This window comes from Flavonifractor sp. An92 (assembly GCF_002159175.1).
Classification (GTDB): domain Bacteria; phylum Bacillota; class Clostridia; order Oscillospirales; family Oscillospiraceae; genus Pseudoflavonifractor_A.
The window spans coordinates 1-17,119 of the sequence record NZ_NFGZ01000014.1 but is presented as its reverse complement, the minus strand read 5'-3'; the positions used below and the strand labels follow the sequence as shown (position 1 = coordinate 17,119).

Sequence of the window (17,119 nt, the reverse complement as noted above, 5' to 3'; positions counted from 1 at the left end):
ATGGGAGTCTGTGAAGTCACAGTCTCATCCGGCCAGAGCATCAAGGAGACTCTGTCCGCCTATATTCAGCAGCAGGGATGGGAGAGCGTCTATCTTTGCGGCGCGGTCGGCTCTGTGATCGACTGTGCCTTCACCGCCCCCATTGAAAACCAGCTTCCCCTGCGCACCCTCTCCACCCCCTGCCACGACGCGGCCGAGCTGCTCAGCTTCACGGGCGAGATCATGAATCGGGAACGCATGGACCCCGCCCTGGCCGCCGTCTATTCCGACAAGACCAGCCCTCTGTTCATCCACATCCACGCCAGTGTGGCAACCGCCGGCGGGCATGTGATGGGCGGAGGTCTGGTGGACGGGAAGGCCTTCCGCAGCGTGCGCATTTTCCTGATCCCCCTGGAATCCTGAATCCGCGCCCGCTCCGAGAGCCCCCACATCACAATCAGAAAACCGGAGGTATGAAACATGGGAGGAACACTGAAGAAGAAACGCGAATTCCCGGACGTCTACGCACTGGTCTTTATCCTGTGCTGCGTCGCCATGGTCCTGACCTGGATCATTCCGGCCGGCGCCTTTGACCGCGTGACCGAGAACGGCATCACTGAGGTCGTCGCCGGCAGCTTCCACTACACCGACTCCGCCTGGCAGACCCCCTGGGATATGCTCCAGGCCATCTATCAGGGCTTTTCCAACAGCGCCGGCACCATTTTCCTGATTTTCTTCTGCGGCGCCTCGGTGGCCATGGTGGAGGAGAGCCACGCCCTGTCCGCCTTTTTCCACTGGCTGGCCCGCAAGCTCAAGGGTAAGGAGATGCTGGCCATCGCCATCCTGATGTTCGGCCTGGGCCTGGGCAACGCCGCCGGCGCCTTCGCCAACATCGGCGTGGCCCTGATGCCCATCGGTATCGTCATGGCAAAGGCCCTGGGCGGCGACGCCTTCCTGGCCTTCCTCATCATCTACTACGGCCTGCAGAGCGGCTTCTCCGTGGGCTTTGCCAATCCCAGCATTCTGGGCGTGGCCCAGACCATGGCCGAGGTGCCCATCTTCTCCGGCACGGGCGTGCGCGCGGTGTGCTGCGTGGCCAACATCGCCTATCTGTACCTGGTCACCATGTTCTACTACCGCCGCATCCGCAAGGACCCCACCCGCAGCCTGAACTACGGCGCCGCCCCCAGCGCCTTCGATGCCCCCGCGGAGGAGAAGGACCAGACCATGACCAAGCGCCAGATGGCCACCGTGGCCGTGTTCCTGGTGGGCGTCATCTTCTGCGTGACCTGCACCATCCTCTATCAGTGGAGCGCCCAGAAAATCGCCTCTTTCTTCTTCGGTATGATGATCGTCACCGGCGCGGTCTCCGGCTTCAGCATGAATGAGATCGCCAACGGCTTCATCAAGGGCTGCAAGCCCATGATCTACGCCTCCTTCATCACCGGCCTTGCCAGCTCCATCGCCGTCGTCCTCAGCCAGGGCCAGGTGCTGGACACCATCGTGTACGCTCTGAGCCTGCCCCTGAACAAGGTGGGCGCCGTGGCCGGCGCGGGCCTGATGGTCATCGTCAACGCGCTGGTCAACATCGTGATCCCCTCCGGCTCCGGCCAGGCGGCGGTCATGATGCCTCTGATGGTCCCCGTGGCCGACCTGGTGGGCATCACCCGTCAGGTGGCCGTACAGGCCTTCCAGTTCGGCGACGGCCTGTGCAACCTCCTCACTCCCCTCAACGGTCCCATGATGGGCTGCCTGGCCATCGCCGGCGTCAGCTTCCCCAAGTACATCAAATGGGCCTTCAAGTTCCTGATGATCAACATCGGCGCCGCCGTGGTCATCACCATGGTGCTCCAGGCGGTGGGCTGGACCGGCCTCTAAGCCTCCCGCTCATCCAGACAATCGCCGGAGGGCTGGAGCGGCATTTGACGCCCTCTCCGGCCTTCCGGCCATGATCGGAGGAATGACTGTGACCCCCTTGGAGATGCGCAACGAGCGCTACGCCCCCCTTGTGGTCAAGAATCTGTGCAGCCGCGGCTTTGACGCCTGCTATGTCCGCACCCGGGCCGAGGCCCTGGAGCAGAGCCTGGCCTGGATCCCCCAGGGCGCGCTGGTGGGCTGGGGTGGGTCCCTCTCGGTGGCCCAGATCGGACTGCTGGACGCGGTCCGCTCCACCCACCCCGTCCTGGACCGGGACGCCGCCGCCAGCGAAGAAGCGCGTCAGGAGTGCATGCGCCAGGCCCTGCTGTGCGATGTGTTCCTCACCGGCTCCAACGCCATCAGCGAGGACGGCCGCCTCATCAACATGGACGGCAATGGCAACCGGGTGGCCGCCCTGACCTTTGGGCCCAGGCGCGTCATCGTGGTGGCCGGAATGAACAAGGTCGTGCCGAATGTGGAGGCGGGCATCGAGCGCATCCGCACGGTGGCCGGACCGGTCAACATGATGCGCTTCATCAAAAGCGACAGCAAGACCGCCTGCTCGGTCACCGGCATCTGCCGGAACTGCAACGCCCCTGACTGTATCTGCAATTCTCTGGTGATAACCCGCCGCTGCCGCCCCGCCGGACGCATCAAAGTCCTGCTGGTCGGCGAGGAGCTGGGCATCTGAACCCTCAAAAAGGAGAATCCTATGAAAACTATGCGAGAAGCCGTGGCCGAGATCACCCCGGAGATCACCGCCATGCGTGTGCACATCCACGAGCATCCGGAGCTGAGCATGCAGGAGTATGAAACCTGCGCCTATCTGGAGGATTACGTCCGGAAGAACGTGAAGTACGACCAGCTCAAGCGGGTGGGCGAGACCGGACTGTTCTTTGAGATCCGGGGCACCAAGCCGGGCAACGGCCCCACCATCGTGTTCCGCGGCGACATCGACGCCCTCCCCATCCAGGAGGACCCGTCCATGTCCCCCTGCAGCAAGGTCCCCGGCGTCATGCACGCCTGCGGCCACGACGTCCACGGCGTCATCAACGTGGGCGCGGCCAAGATCCTCAGCGAGCACAAGGACCTGTTCTCCGGCTCCATCTACTTCTTCATCCAGCCCGCCGAGGAGACCCTCCAGGGCGCCAAGCTCTTCCTGAACGACCCCGACATCGACTTTGACAAGATCGACGCCGTGGCCGCCCTCCACATCTCCGCCGAGCTGGATGCGGGCACCATCGGTGTGCGCTACGGCGCCATCCTGGCCAGCGCCGACGAGATCCACATCAAGGTCAACGGCAAGGGCGGCCACGCCGCCCACTGCCACACCCTGCGGGACCCGGTGGTGGCGGCCTCCGCCATCGTCATGGGCCTGCAGACCCTGGTCTCCCGGGAGACCAACCCCGCCAACTCCGTGGTCATCTCCATCTGCACCATCCACGGCGGCCAGGCCCACAACACCATGCCCGACTCTGTGGAGCTCAGCGGCACGGTGCGCACCCTGAACCCCGCCGACCGGGACCGCATGGAGGAGAGCGTCAAGCGGGTCGCCGCCTCCGTGGCCGAGGCCTACCGCTGCACCGCCGAGGTGGACTACATCCGGGGCGTGCCCCCCTTCATCTGCGAGGATGAGTGGGTGGACCGGGCCCTCCGGGTGGGCAAGAAGGTCCTGGGTGAGGAGAACACCAAGATCATGCCCTATGCCGCCATGGGCGGCGAGGACTTCGCCTACATCAAGGAGAAGAAGCCCGGCATCTTCGTCCGCCTGGGTGTGCGCACCCCCGGCGGCCCCTACGGCTCGGCGCACTCCTCCACCTTCTACTGCGACAACGCCTGTATCCCCACCGGCATGCTCACCATTCTGGGCCTGGCGGAGGATTATTTGGGCTTTACCTTCTGATCCCTTTCTTTCTCTCCTTTCCTCTCACCGCAAAAGCACCGGCGTTCCACTCTCTTTGGAGAGCGGAACGCCGGTGCGCATTTCTATTCAGTTGAGCCCCAGCTGGGCGAAGTTCATCAGGATCCGGGCCACCTGGGCGCGAGAGGCGCTGCCCTGGGGGTCCAGGGTGTCATTGCCCACGCCGCGGATGATGCCGTTCTCCACCGCCCAAGCCATGGCCTGGGTGGCCCAGGGGCTGACGCAGCCGCTGTCCACAAAGGCCTCGGTCCCGCCCGCAGGGGTGGGGCTGCCGGCATAGCGCCACAGCATGGCGGCCAGCTGTTCCCGGCTCACCGCATCGTGGAGGCTGGTGCCGTCGGAGACGCCGTTCTCCACCGCCCACTGAAGTCCCGCGTCATACCAGTTCTCGCCGGTGGAGGTATCCACGCCCTCATAGCGGGCCAGCACCGTGACCACCATGGCGCGGGTCATCTCGCCTTCGGGGGAGAAGGTGTTGGCGCCGGTGCCTGCCAGGAGCTCCCGGCTGCTGGCGTAATCAATGGCGTCGGCGCCCCAGTGGGCCTCCTCCACATCGTCAAAGGATTTGCTGTTGTCCACGATCTTGATGGTCTCCCCGCCGGACAGCGTCACCGCCACGCCGTTCTCGGTGGTCAGGCTGGCCTTGAGCACCTCCTCGGTGCCGTCGGGCTTCACCAGAATGGCCACCGTGCCGGGGGTCACGCTCTCCACCGGCACCTCCACCCGCGCGGTGGTGTCGGCGGGCAGGGTCACCGTCACCGTGGGCGCTTCGGAGCGCTCCTCCCCGGCGGACACGGCGGGGATGGGCAGGGTCACGGTGCCGTTTTCCGAGGTGTCCACCGCGCTCTGGGAGAGCTGCACCTCACTCTCCACCCGGCCGGTCTGGGTGACCGTGGTGGTGGAGGCAGAGCCATCGCCCTGCTCCACCTTGGTGACGGAAGAGCCGTCCGGCTTGGCCACCGTCTCGGTTTTATTGCCGTCCGTGTCGGTGCTGGTGGTGGTGACGGTGCCGTCCGGCTGGGTATGCACCACCTGGGTGGAGCCGTCGGTACGGTTGGTCGTCTCGGTGACCGTGCCGTTGGGGCGGGTCACGGTGGTGGTGGTGGAGCCGTCGGGGTGGGTCACCGTCTCGGTCTTGTCGCCGGTGGACGAGCCCCCGCCGGAGGTGGAGCCGCTGTTTCCGCCGCTCCCCCCTGCGGTCTTTTTGCTGACGGTGTACGGCCCGCTGCCGCTCACCACATAGCCTTCGGGCACATAGGCGCTGGGGTCAAAGCTGTAGGTGCCGCCGGTGATGGTGATACCGTTCTCTCCCGTTTCACCGGTGAACACCGCCCGGTCACCGGCGAGAGTCACCTCCGCCCCGCCGCGGAAGTACACCTGATTGCCCGCCACGGGGCGGTCCTCTTCGGACTCTGCCCCGTAATACCAGCCGAAGCTGACCGCCGCTTGCTGCTCATTGGGAGCCGCGGAGGAGACGTGGATGGCGGCATTCTCGATGGTCACCGAGACATTGTCGTCTTCAAACACGATGGCGCCGAACTGATTGTCCCCCGCGCCGTTTTCATTCCGGCTGTTCAGAACGCTGTTCCCGGTCACCGTCACGTTGGAACCCCTGGAACCGGCGGAGGACGACGGACCTTTGAAGTACAGCGCTCCCCAGCCCGTCAGCACCGAATTCCGGATCTCCAGGTCGATGGGGTTGAACACGACCACGCCATAACCGGCCCGGTTGGAGGTGATGGTGGTGTTCGTGATGCTGACCCGAGCGGGCTCACTCTGGTTTCCGCCGATGGTCAGGACCTGGGCGTTCCCCTGGCTGTTCTCCGCGCTCAGCACAGCGCCGTCCAGGATCAGGCTGCCCACGCCGCCCCGGGTCTCGATGCAGCTGCGGCCGGAGGTCTGCTCCAGGTTGAGGTTCCGGAAGGTGACCGCCACATTGGAGTCCCCGCCCTTCACCGCGATGCCCCGCGGCGTGCTCATCGCAATGGTATGGTTTTCGCCCCCTTCGGACGAGCCGTCGATGGTCAGCGATGTCTCAATGGCCAGGGCGTAGGAACTCCCGTCAAAGGAGACCGCCTCCTGGATGGTCACATCCGAGAGCAGCTTGACGGTATCGCCGCTCTGCGCCGCCGCGATGGCCTCGGCCAGCGTGGAATAGGTCTGGCCTCCCACCTGGGCCACCGGGCGCATGTGGATGGTGCAGTTTTCAATGTTCACATCCGCAGGGGGCTCCGCGCCGTACCACAGGCTGCCCACATAGCGGGTGGGCTCCAAAATATCGGTTTTCTCCGGGCCGCAGTAGAGCCCACCGGTAAAGGTACAATTGCGGAGGGTGGGCGCTCCCCCGCTGGCAAGGTAGGTCCCGGCAAAGGCGCCGCAGTAAATGCGGTCCTCCTCGGCATCCGGGTCTGTGGTCTGCCACACGACCACATCTTCCGCCGTGCAGTCACGAATGGTATTGCCATAGTGCAAGATGCCGTTGATGCCGCCAATGCCATTGTACAGGCCTTCCACGGTGAGGTGCTTTACAGAGCAGTCGGCAGTCACACAATTGCCCTCGCCCATGAAGCCTACGATACCGCCCGCATAGCCGCCGGTGATTTTTACGTAGGAGGTATCGGTGCCGTCGCCCTCTACGGAGCAGCCGGTCACCGTGCCATAGCCCTTCCCCAGGATGCCGCCGACATACCACCAGCCGCGGACCCTGACGCTGCCGGTCACATGGACATTGGAAATGGTGGAGCTGCTGGTCTGGGAGTCGCCCAGGACAGCGCCCACGCAGAGGGACCCCTGAACGTCTACATTCTCCAGCATCATATTCTGCAGTGTGGCGGGGCTCGCACATGCCCCGAACAGGCCCACGTTGTTGTTGGCCGCCGTATTCTCCAGCCCGCGGGTGATCTTCAGATTGGAGATGGTATGCCCATCGCCGTCAAAGATGCCGGCAAAGCGGTTTCCGGTACCTGCGCCGCCGATGGGCTCCCACTCCTCGTACCCCAGGTCCAGGTCGGCGGTCAGCCGGATGTATTGCTTCTGGTAGGACTCGCCGCCGTTGACGCTGTCCCGGAAGGCCTTCAGCTGCTCCAGCGTGCTGATCCGATAGGGGTCCTCCTGGCTGCCGTCGCCGCCGGCGAACCGAGCGGTACCGCTGACCTCCTGCTCCGCCCCGGCCTCGCTGTCGGGGATGATGTCCTCTGTGATCTCCAGCGCGGAGGTGGTCTCTTCCGTCTCCCCCTCTGCGGCCAGTGCCCCGGCGGGCAGCAGTGTGAGGAACATGGCGCAGGTCAGGAACACGCTGGTGATGCGCTTGTATGTCTGGTTCATGGCTCACTTCTCCTCTTCTTTGTTCTCTTCTCGATCGCAGCGGTAATTTTATCAGTTAATCTTGTTCAAATCAATATGTTTTTGTAACCTCTATGCTGCCCCCGTCCGCCATGCCAGTCCATTCATTCCATTTGAAAACCCGCCATATCAATATCCAGGATTTCTGGTTTCATCAAATTTGAGAGAAATCATCCCCTTTCCCCGTCCAATTGTGCTTATCTTTATGCGCCGGATATCCGGGCTCCCGCCCTGCACCCATTGCGCGTGGTAATATTCCATCAAGCTGCCGCTTTTTCCCTTGCATAATACGTTGCTTTGTACACCCGCCCTGCCTCCGCCATCCGCCTCTGTCAAAATATACAGCCCCGGTCCTTCTGGACCGGGGCTGTCGGGTTTATGTTCGATACATCGTGCTCCGTCTCACGCCTGCTCCAGCGCCCGGAGCACCTCGTCCCGCTGGGGGATGGAGGGCACCGCGCCGGGCCGGGTGACGGCAATGGCGGAGGCCTTGGCGCTGCGGCGGAGGACCTCGGGGATGGGGAGGCCCTCGGTCAGACCCGCCAGGAAATAGCCGGTGAAGGTGTCCCCGGCGGCGGTGGTGTCCACCGCCTGCACCGGGAAGATGGGCTGGAAGTGGCGCTCAGCGCCGTGAGCGTACAGGGCCCCGTCCTTCCCCAGGGTGAGGACAATCTGGGTGTCGGGGAAACGCTCCACCATGGCCGCCAGGATCTCCTCCGGCTGGGTGAGGCCGGTGATCTGGCCGCCCTCCACCTCGTTGAGGAGGAAGATGGAGACCTTGGACAGGTCCACTGCCCGGAGCTTCTCGTCAAAGGGCGAGGGATTCAGGGCGATGGTCATGCCCTTCTCACAGGCCCGATCCACCAGGTAGGGCAGGAGGTTCACCTCGTTCTGGAGCAGGAGGATGTCCTCCGGCGCGAAATGGGACAGCACCTCGTCCACATACTCCTCGGTGAGACACTGGTTGGCCCCGCCGTAGAGGAGGATGCAGTTCTGGGCGTGGCGGTCGATCTGGATGATGGTGTGGCCGGTGGGTTCGGAGACGGTGCGGATATACCGGCTGTCCACTCCGTACTCCCGGCAGGCGTCCAGGAAGGGCTGCCCGTCGGGGCCCAGCATGCCGCCCTGGTACACCTCCACCCCCGCCTTGGCCAGAGCCACCGACTGGTTCATGCCCTTGCCGCCCAGGAAGAGGGCGAGGCTGCCGGTGGACTCGGTCTCGCCGGGCTGGACGATGTGGTCCACCTGGTACACGTGGTCCAGGTTCATGGAGCCGATGTTCAATACTTTCATGGTGTGACACTCCTTCCGCTCTGTGGCTGCTGTGCTCTGTCCCGTGTGGTCTCCCGCACCACCAGGGAGACCGGAAAGACATGGCGCTCCCCGCGCTTGGGCGCGTCCTTCCGGCCCAGGATCAGCTCGACGGCTTTGACCGCCATCTCCCGGATGGGCTGGCGGATGGTGGTCAGCTCCGGGGAGATCAGGCTGGACAGAGCAATATCATCAAACCCGATCAGCTGGATCTGGTCGGGCACGGCGATGCTGCGCTTGTGGAGGATCTTATAGATGGAAATGGCCACGATGTCGTTGCAGGCCACGATGCCGTCCACAGCGGGGTAGGTGCGCAGCAGCTCCTCGGTCATGGCCATACCGGCGTCGAAATCATAGTCGCAGTCCATGGTCTGCTGCGGGATGCCATAGGCCCGGCAGAAGTCCCGATAACCCCGGTAGCGGGCCCGGGCGCTGAAAATATCCTGGGGACCGCGGATGCACACCAGGTTCTGGCAGCCGCACTCCCACAGATGCTGGGCGGCCAGCCAGCCGCCCCGGTAGTAATCGCAGTAGACGTAGCCGTTGATGTCCAGGGTGTCAAAGAGAGAGTCCACCGCCACCACCGGCCTGTCGCACTGGCTGAGCTCGGCCTGGATGGCCTCGTGGGTGGAGGCGATGAGCACCCCGTCGGCGTTCATGGCGGTGAGCATCCGCAGCGCCGCCCGCTCCTCCTCCAGGTCACCCCCCACGTTGCAGAGCAGCACATAGTGGCCGTTTGCCTTGGCCGCCTCGTCCACCGCGCCGGCCAGCTGGGTAAAGAAGGGATTGCGGATGCTGGGGAGGATGAGGCCGATGGTTCTGGAGGATTTCTTGAACAGGGAGCGGGCCACTTCGTTGGGGATGAACTCGGTCTCGGCGATGGCCTTCAGGACCTGGGCCTGCTTTTCCGGGGCCACCCGGGCGGTGCCGTTGATGACGCGGGAGACGGTGGCGGGCGAGACCCCGGCCAGGCGGGCCACTTCTCGGATGCTGGACACACAACTCACCTCTCATTGTGCAGAGAACGCATTTGAAACCCGTTTCATATCATCATAATAGCCTATTTGGTTCCGCAATGCAAGCAGAAGATCCCCGCAGCCGGCCAGAAAAAACACGCAGCCGGAGACGATCCCGTCCCCGGCTGCGTGCCGCGTCATTCGCTTTTGTTTTCTTCCAAAATCAGCGCCAGGCGCTCCTCCACCGTGTCCAGCTGTTTTTTCACATTGCCCACAATGGGCGCGCCGATGATATTCCCCTGGCTGTCCACCACATAGGTGGTGGGGTAGGTGGTGAGGTCTGCCACGAACTCCTGATAAAAGGTCCCCTCCGGGTCCGGGGAGAGATTGCAGTAGGTCACGCCCTTCTCCCGCAGAATGTCCCGGGCCGTGGCCAGCTGCTCCTCCCCCTCGCCGGAATCCGTGCCCACACCGATCAGGTTTATGTTCCGCTCCTGGAAGGCGTGGTACAGCTCCTCCAGTTCGGGCATCTCCTCGACGCAGGTTCCACAGCCGTTGTTCCAGAAGTTCACAATGGTGGCGTCATACTCCCCGAACAGGTCGTCGGACACCGTCTCGCCCAGCACGATATCCACCTCTTCAAAGTCCGGGAACGGCGTTTTGGAGACCAGTTGGTCCGTCCCGCCGGAGCCGCAGCCGGTCAGGGACGCCGCCAGCACACCGGCCAGCAGGATGCAAAGGCTTTGTTTCATAAGGTCGTCTCCTTTTGGATCTCAGTGGTTTTTTTCAGGGAAAAGGTCCTGGTGATGGCCCGGGTGGGGCAGGCGGCCGCGCAGTCGCCGCACCGGATGCACTCGGGGTGATTGGGGGTGCGGAACACATCCACATCCATCCGGCAGACCCTTCCGCACGCGCCGCAGCCCGTACACCGCGCCGGGTCCACCTGCAGGCGGTAGACCGAGATGGGGTTGCACAGGCCGTACAGCGCCCCCAGCGGACAGAGCCACTTGCAGAACGGCCGGTAAAAGAACACCGCCAGCACCACCACTCCCAGCAGGATGCAGCTCTTCCAGGTGAACAGCACGCCCAGGCTGGCCCGGATGCCGGGATCGGCCAGCGCCAGCGGGATGCCGCCCTCCAGAATACCGGCGGGGCAGAGATATTTGCAGAAAAAGGGGTCACCCATCCCCACCTCGTTCACCACCGTCATGGGCAGGACCAGGACGAAGAGCAGCAGGACGCCGTACTTCAGATAGGTCAGGACGCGCAGGGGCCGGGTGCTGCGCTTTTTGCCCGGGAGCCTGTGGAGCAGCTCCTGGAACCAGCCGAAGGGGCAGAGGAACCCGCAGACCACCCGCCCCAGCAGCACGCCGATGCACAGCAGCAGTCCCACCGCCAGATAGGCGAAGTGGAATTTGGAGGAGCCGATCACCGCCTGGATGGCGCCGATGGGGCAGGAGCCCGCAGCGGCCGGACAGGAGTAGCAGTTCAGCCCCGGGACGCAGAGCAGCTTGGACTTTCCCCGCACGATCTTGCCCCGCAGCAGGTTCAGCAGGACCGGGTTGGAGGCCAGCGTGGCCCCCAGCTGGATCTTCCAGCGGTGCTTGTTTCTATCCAATGCCCACACACTCCAGACAGAGGCGGGTCCCCTTGCTCAGGATCACCGCCGCCTCACCGCGCCACAGGCCGATCCCCATCATCGCCAGCGCGGCGCACAGTGCTACTATGGTCGTTTTCCGCATCTCAGCCCACCGGTGCCGCCGCGCCGCTGCTCGAAACGGCCCCCTGACCGACGGTCATGGAGTTCCCGCCGCCCGAAATCAGCGCGCCGCCTGAACCGGACGTGCTGGCGTCGGTCATGCCGCCGCCGGAGGGGGTGTCGTCTTTTTCCGCCCCTATCTGCACAAAGCTTTGGGCCGAGGAGATGAAGTCCTCCACCTCCAGCGAGGAGCTCCAGGCCGAGAAGATGGCGCCGTTGACATACCAGGCTCCGGTGTTCGCCAGCTCCTCTACCATGCTCTGGTTGTTGCCCAGCGCCTCCCGCAGGGAGTCGTTATAGACGATCACCGGGAACGGAGAATCAGCAAAGCGGTCCCTGCCGCTCTCCCCCTTGATGCACAGCACCACGCCCGCGCCGGCCTCCTGTACTCCCTCCCAGGCGTCCTTCAGGGTCTGGTAGAATGCCTCCGCCTCCCCATTCTCCGGATCGACAAAGGCCAAAAAGGTGACCGGGCTCAGCTGGTCCCGGGTAAATGCTTCCCCGGAGAGGGTCTGCGTGGTGAATTCCCCCACCGCGCCGGCCTCCGTCTTGTCGGCGGCGGGGACGCTGTTGGCCTCCACATAGGAGTCCACCCACTCCTGGTCCACCCAGCCCTTGTCCAGCGCATCCTCCACCGTGAGGGTGCCCTCCTGAATGGCCTGCTCCACCTCTTCCAGGCTGGGCTTCTTGTTTCCGCAGGCAGCCAGGGACAGCGCGACTACGCCAGCCAGGCCCAGGGCGGCCAACCGGCGTCTGATGATATCCTTCATACAAAAACCTCCTTGCCGCCGCAGCGGCTGATGTTGACGGGAGGTATCCTAGCACACCGGATGTCAAGTTTCTGTCAAGGCGCTCTTGATGGAATCTTGACGGCGCCGTGCTATAATGGGAAAAACGGAAAGGGGCGGATGGAATGAAGCTGCTGGTGGTGGAGGACGAGCGCCTGCTGTGCGACGGCATCGCGGAGGATCTGGAGCTGGAGAAATACACCGTGGACCGGTGCTATGACGGAGCGGAGGCCTGGGAGCGGCTGTTTGTGGAGCCCTATGACCTGGTCATCCTGGACCTGAACCTGCCCGGTATGGACGGTCTGGAGCTTCTCCGGCACATCCGGGCGGAGCGGCCGGAGACCCGGGTGCTGATTCTCTCCGCCCGGGCCCAGCTCTCGGACAAGGTGACCGGGCTGGACCTGGGGGCCGACGACTACCTGACCAAGCCCTTTGCCCTGGAGGAGCTGGAGGCCCGGGTGCGCACCCTGCTGCGCCGCTCCTTTATCCAGCAGGATACCCGGGTGCAGGTGGGGGCCCTCACACTGGACACCACCGCCCGGGAGATCTCCGCCCCCGGCGGCCCCCTCTCCCTCACCCCCAAGGAGTTTGCCATTCTGGAGCACCTGATGCTCCACCCGGGACGCTAGGTCAGCCAGGAGGAGCTGGTAGAACACATCTGGGACGCGGAGGCCAACCCCTTCAGCAACGCCATCCGCACCCATGTCTCCTCCCTGCGCAAGAAGCTGCGGGAACGGCTGAGCGAGGACCCCATCGAGACCAAGGTGGGCCGGGGCTACCGCCTGATCCGGGAGGAGACGCCATGAAAATACGTGGTTCCCTGCGCCTGCGCGTCACGCTGGTGTGCACAGCCCTCCTGGCCCTGTGCTGTCTGCTGCTCACCCTGACCAACAACTTTTCCGCCATGCACCTGGCCGATGCCATCCAGGCCACGCCGGTCTTTCCCGCCCAGGACATGGAGGCGGAGCCGTCCCCGGCTCTCCCCATGACCGACCTGGAGCTGAGCCAGCCCGCCGTGCAGGCCCGGCAGTCCTTTCACATCCAGAGCCTGCTGGCCATGGCCGCCATCGTGGTGGCGGGCAGCGTCCTTATCTACTGGGGTGTGGGGAAGGCTCTGGCCCCGCTGCACGAGCTGACCCGCCAGATCCGGAAGCGAACGGCCGACGATCTGGACCGGCCGGTGGACATCCCCAACCACGGCGACGAGGTGTGGGAGCTGGCCTGTTCCTTCAACCAGATGTCCGAACGGCTGAATCAGGTCTTTGTGATGCAGAAAAACTTCTCCCACAACGCGGCCCACGAATTCCGCACCCCACTGGCCATCATGAAGACCCGCCTCGGCCTGTACCGGAAGAAAGTGCACGCTCCGCCGCCGGAGACGGCAGAGCTTGTTGGAATTCTGGAGGGCGAGGTGGACCGGCTCTCCTCCCTGGTGGGGGACCTGCTGGACCTGACCAATCTGGAGGACGCCCCGCGGCAGGAGCCGGTGGTGGTGGAACTCCTCCGGTCCGTCGCCGACGAGGTCCGCCCCCTGGCCGGTCCGCGGCAGGTAGCGGTGGCGGTGGATGTGCCCGGCTGCACATTGCGTGGAAACCGGCAGCTGCTCCACCGGGCCCTGTTCAATCTGGTGGAAAACGCGGTCAAATACAGCCCGACCGGCGGCACAGTGGAGGTATTGGCCCGGCAGACCGGCGGGCTTATCCAAATCCAGGTGACCGACCAGGGGCCCGGCATCCCGGAGGAATGCCGCCAGCAGATCTTTGAGCCCTTCTTCCGGGTGGACCGCGCCCGCTCCCGCCGGCAGGGCGGTACCGGACTGGGCCTGGCCCTGGTGCGGGCCATTGCGCAGTTCCACGGCGGTTCGGTCCGCGCCGAGCCCGGCCCCAACGGCGGGAGCCGTTTCGTGCTGGAGCTGCCCCTCCGGGCCACGATCCCGAAGGCTCCGGACCCATGATCCCACGGCGTCCCACGCAGGCCGCCCGGCACAGCCTTGTGAGGCTGTGCCGGGCGGCCTGTTCCTATTTCAAGCTATTTCTATAACGCCGGAGTGGGCAGCTGCACAGAGTTTCCCGGCCGACCGACCGGTTTTTTTCTAAAAAGCGAACCTATTTTCCGCGATTGTTACATCACCGCTCATTCCGCTCTATTTTTCAAACATTTCCCACGTATTTACACATATTTCAATGTTTTTTCCAATATTATCCCGGGGTTTGACAAAGCCTTGGCTAATCGGGTAATATGGAATAAAAAGCCGCTCATCATCGATGGTTTTGTATAAAGGAGCATACCATGAAGCAGAACTATTTGAGTGAATATGAGAAGGAACTGCAGCTGATTCTGGATCTCAGCTACGACATGATCACCATAGCCGACGGCAAGGGCATCCTCACCGCGGCCAGCAAATCCTGTGAGCGCTATTTCGGCATCCCTGAGCAGGAGCTGATCGGCATGGGCTCTGAAGATCTGGAGCGCAACGGCATCTTTGACCAGTCGATCACCGCCAAAGTGGTACAGACCGGCTCCAAAAGTACGATGGTCCAGCGGACCGCCTCCGGAAAGACCCTCTTCGTCACCTCCCACCCCATTTTTGACGACCAGGGCAAGCTCTCCAAGATCATCAGCTTCTCCAAGGACATCACGGAGGAGGAGTCTCTGAACGCCGAGGTCAAAAACCTGCAAAGTGAGCTGGACTGGTGCCGCAACGAGCTCTGGCGCCGCCAGGCCATCCACGACTCCAAAGTGGCCTGCCAAAGCCCTGCGGTCCAGCGCCTGATGGAGCTCATCAAGCACGTGGCCAACTCCACCGTCACGGTCCTTTTGCTGGGAGAGACCGGCGTGGGCAAGAGCTATTTTGCCAAGCTGATCCACGAGCTCAGCCCCCGCAAGGACGCTCCCTTCGTGACCATCAACTGCGGCGCAATCCCGAAGGAGCTGCTGGAGTCGGAGCTCTTCGGCTATGAGGAGGGCGCTTTCACCGGCGCCAAGCGCGGCGGAAAAAAGGGCTTGTTCGAACTGGCCAAGAACGGGACCATTTTCCTGGACGAGATCGGGGACATGCACCTGGAGCTCCAGGTGAAGCTGCTCCATGTGCTGGACCACTACGAGGTGCTGCGCATCGGCGGCAGCCAGCCCATCCGCATCCAGGCGCGCATCGTGGCCGCCACCAACAAGGATCTGAAAAAACTCATCCAGGACGGCAAATTCCGGGAAGATCTGTACTACCGGCTCAGTGTGGTCCCCATCACCATCCCCCCTCTGCGGGAGCGGCGGGAGGACATTCCCTATCTGACCAACCTCTTTTTTGAAAAATTCAACCAGAAATACGGCACCAAAAAGCAGCTCACCGAATCCGGCTATGCGGTATTGAGCCACTTCCATTTCTCCGGCAACATCCGGGAGCTGGAACACACGGTGGAGCGGCTGATCGTGACCTCACCCTATGAATTCATCGACGCTTCCCAGATCCGCCTTCTGGAGCTGTTCAGCAGTGAGGACTCTGAGCCGGCCCCCAATTCCCCCACAGAGGCCGCGCCCGACGAGTTGGACCAGATCGTCTCTCTGAAACAGGCCGTGGAAGCGTATGAACGGCGTATCCTGACCCAGGCACTGCGGCGCTACAAGACCACACGCAAGGTGGGAGAGGCCCTGAAACTGGACCAGTCCACCGTAGTCAAGAAAATGAAACGCCTGCACGTGACAGCGCCCGATGAATAATTTCATTGGGCGCTCCCTTTTTCATCGTCCATGATGACCAATTTCATCGCCTTCCTGAATGCCCCGGAAAAAAGGCCGGATTGTCCCCGTGAAAAACCGCCCAAAGTTGGCATGAATTTTGCTGATATATTAGGGTAGTTTGCACGACAAAAGCTGACACCGGATCTTATCAGGAAAAGAGGGAACAGACGATGAACATCGAAGCCATCAACCAAGCCAACCAGCAGGCGGTGCACACCATGCTGGAGGCGGACCCGGTCTGGGTGGACGTGCGCCCGGCCATCGAGGTCATCCCGGGGATGACCAAGGACACCATCCTGCACGCCGGTCCTCCCATCACCTGGGAGCGGATGTGCGGCCCTATGAAGGGCGCCATCGCGGGGGCTCTGATGCTGGAGGGCCGTGCCCGGACCGAGGCGGAAGCCTACGAGCTGGCCGCTTCGGGGGAGATCCACTTCGCCCCCTGCCATAACCACAGCGCGGTGGGCCCCATGGCGGGCGTCACCAGCCCCAGCATGCCGGTCTTTGTCATCCACAACCGGAAGCACGGCAACGACGCCTACTGCAACCTGAACGAGGGCCGCGGCAAGGTGCTGCGCTACGGTGGCCTGGGCCCGGAGGTCCATGAGCGCCTGGTGTGGATGAACGAGGTGCTGGGCCCGGCGCTGCAGGCGGTCATCAAGGCCATGGGCGAGCTGCGGATCAAACCCATCCTCAGCGAGGCGCTGCACATGGGCGACGACCTGCACAACCGCTACAAAGCCTCCTCCGCGCTCTTTGCTAACCGCATCGCGCCGGCCATCTTCGACGCGGTGAATGAGAAGGACGCCAAGCGGGTGCTGGAGTTCGTGGGCCAGAACGACTACACCTTCCTCAACCTGGCCATGCCGGCGCTCAAATCCATGGCGGACGCGGGCGACGGGGTGAAGGGCAGCACGGTGGTGACCGCCATGGCCCGCAACGGCACCGACTTCGGCATCCGCATCAGCGGCCTGCCCGGCGAGTGGTTCACCGCTCCCGCGCCCCGGGTGGATGCCTTGTACCTGCCCGGGTACAGCGAGAAGGACGCCAATCCCGACATCGGCGACAGCACCATCACCGAGACCATGGGCTTCGGCGGCTTTGCCGCAGCAGCCTCCCCGTCGGTGGTGCAGTTCGTGGGCGGCACGGCCAAGGACGCGGCCAAGCGGAACCTGGAGATGTACGAGATCGTGACCCGGGAGAACCCGGAGTTCACCATCCCGGCGCTGGAGTTCCGGGGCATCCCCACCGGCATCGACATTCTGAAGGTGCTGGAGACCAACATCGCCCCCGTCTGCCATACCGGCGTTGCCCACAAGGAGCCCGGCGTGGGCCAGGTGGGCGCGGGCTGCCTGCGGGCCCCCATGGCCCTCTTCGAGCAGGCGCTCATCCGTTACAGTGAAGTGTATCA

At 63.7% G+C, this 17,119-nt stretch carries 14 protein-coding genes and 1 pseudogene; 8 read left to right on the top strand and 7 right to left on the bottom strand.

Features of this window, described 5'->3' with window-relative positions; genetic code table 11:
- From B5G43_RS10525 to B5G43_RS10510, 4 genes are all read left to right on the top strand, one after another.
- Entirely contained in the window at positions 1–402 is a 402-nt protein-coding gene (locus tag B5G43_RS10525) for a DUF296 domain-containing protein (RefSeq protein WP_143382856.1), read from the top strand.
- A 57-nt stretch (positions 403–459) separates the two neighbouring features.
- Positions 460–1,857, top strand: a complete 1,398-nt coding sequence (locus tag B5G43_RS10520) for a Na+/H+ antiporter NhaC family protein (protein ID WP_087261029.1) — start codon at positions 460–462, stop codon at positions 1,855–1,857.
- A gap of 70 nt (positions 1,858–1,927) precedes the next feature.
- Positions 1,928–2,587: a lactate utilization protein gene (locus B5G43_RS10515; protein ID WP_242960537.1), complete on the top strand. Its 660-nt coding sequence runs from the start codon at positions 1,928–1,930 to the stop codon at positions 2,585–2,587.
- A 21-nt stretch (positions 2,588–2,608) separates the two neighbouring features.
- Positions 2,609–3,799, top strand: a complete 1,191-nt coding sequence (locus B5G43_RS10510) for a M20 family metallopeptidase (protein ID WP_087261023.1) — start codon at positions 2,609–2,611, stop codon at positions 3,797–3,799.
- Between the two features lie 87 nt (positions 3,800–3,886).
- On the opposite strand, the gene B5G43_RS10505 is transcribed toward B5G43_RS10510, so the two are convergent.
- From B5G43_RS10505 to B5G43_RS10480, 7 genes are all read right to left on the bottom strand, one after another.
- Positions 3,887–7,141: an S-layer homology domain-containing protein gene (locus B5G43_RS10505; protein ID WP_087261021.1), complete on the bottom strand. Its 3,255-nt coding sequence runs from the start codon at positions 7,139–7,141 to the stop codon at positions 3,887–3,889.
- Positions 7,142–7,561: 420 nt separating this feature from the next.
- Positions 7,562–8,452: a ribokinase gene (locus B5G43_RS10500; RefSeq protein WP_087261018.1), complete on the bottom strand. Its 891-nt coding sequence runs from the start codon at positions 8,450–8,452 to the stop codon at positions 7,562–7,564.
- Positions 8,449–9,468, bottom strand: coding sequence for a LacI family DNA-binding transcriptional regulator (locus B5G43_RS10495; protein ID WP_087261016.1), 1,020 nt, complete (start codon positions 9,466–9,468; stop codon positions 8,449–8,451). Before B5G43_RS10495 ends, B5G43_RS10500 begins: the two co-directional genes overlap by 4 nt.
- Positions 9,469–9,623: 155 nt before the next feature.
- Positions 9,624–10,178, bottom strand: coding sequence for a TlpA disulfide reductase family protein (locus tag B5G43_RS10490; protein ID WP_087261014.1), 555 nt, complete (start codon positions 10,176–10,178; stop codon positions 9,624–9,626).
- The gene (locus B5G43_RS10485) at positions 10,175–11,044 is read right to left on the bottom strand and encodes a 4Fe-4S binding protein (RefSeq protein ID WP_087261012.1); all 870 of its coding nucleotides are present in this window, start codon (positions 11,042–11,044) and stop codon (positions 10,175–10,177) included. Before B5G43_RS10485 ends, B5G43_RS10490 begins: the two co-directional genes overlap by 4 nt.
- Positions 11,037–11,168, bottom strand: a complete 132-nt coding sequence (locus B5G43_RS18010) for a CD1871A family CXXC motif-containing protein (protein ID WP_275532317.1) — start codon at positions 11,166–11,168, stop codon at positions 11,037–11,039. Before B5G43_RS18010 ends, B5G43_RS10485 begins: the two co-directional genes overlap by 8 nt.
- A 1-nt stretch (position 11,169) precedes the next feature.
- Positions 11,170–11,955 (bottom strand): hypothetical protein, encoded by a 786-nt coding sequence (locus tag B5G43_RS10480; RefSeq protein ID WP_087261010.1) that lies wholly within the window; start codon positions 11,953–11,955, stop codon positions 11,170–11,172.
- 143 nt (positions 11,956–12,098) lie between these two features.
- Between B5G43_RS10480 and B5G43_RS10475 the strand changes: the two are divergent.
- The 4 genes and pseudogenes from B5G43_RS10475 to B5G43_RS10460 form a co-directional block, all read left to right on the top strand.
- A pseudogene (locus B5G43_RS10475) lies at positions 12,099–12,779 on the top strand (response regulator transcription factor).
- Positions 12,776–13,927 (top strand): HAMP domain-containing sensor histidine kinase, encoded by a 1,152-nt coding sequence (locus tag B5G43_RS10470; protein WP_087261009.1) that lies wholly within the window; start codon positions 12,776–12,778, stop codon positions 13,925–13,927. The pseudogene B5G43_RS10475 and the gene B5G43_RS10470 overlap by 4 nt, the downstream one beginning before the upstream one ends.
- Positions 13,928–14,262: 335 nt before the next feature.
- Positions 14,263–15,687, top strand: a complete 1,425-nt coding sequence (locus B5G43_RS10465; RefSeq protein WP_087261007.1) for a sigma 54-interacting transcriptional regulator — start codon at positions 14,263–14,265, stop codon at positions 15,685–15,687.
- Between the two features lie 191 nt (positions 15,688–15,878).
- Positions 15,879–17,119 (top strand): DUF1116 domain-containing protein (locus B5G43_RS10460; RefSeq protein ID WP_206405023.1); only part of this gene is annotated, 1,241 nt, incomplete at its 3' end.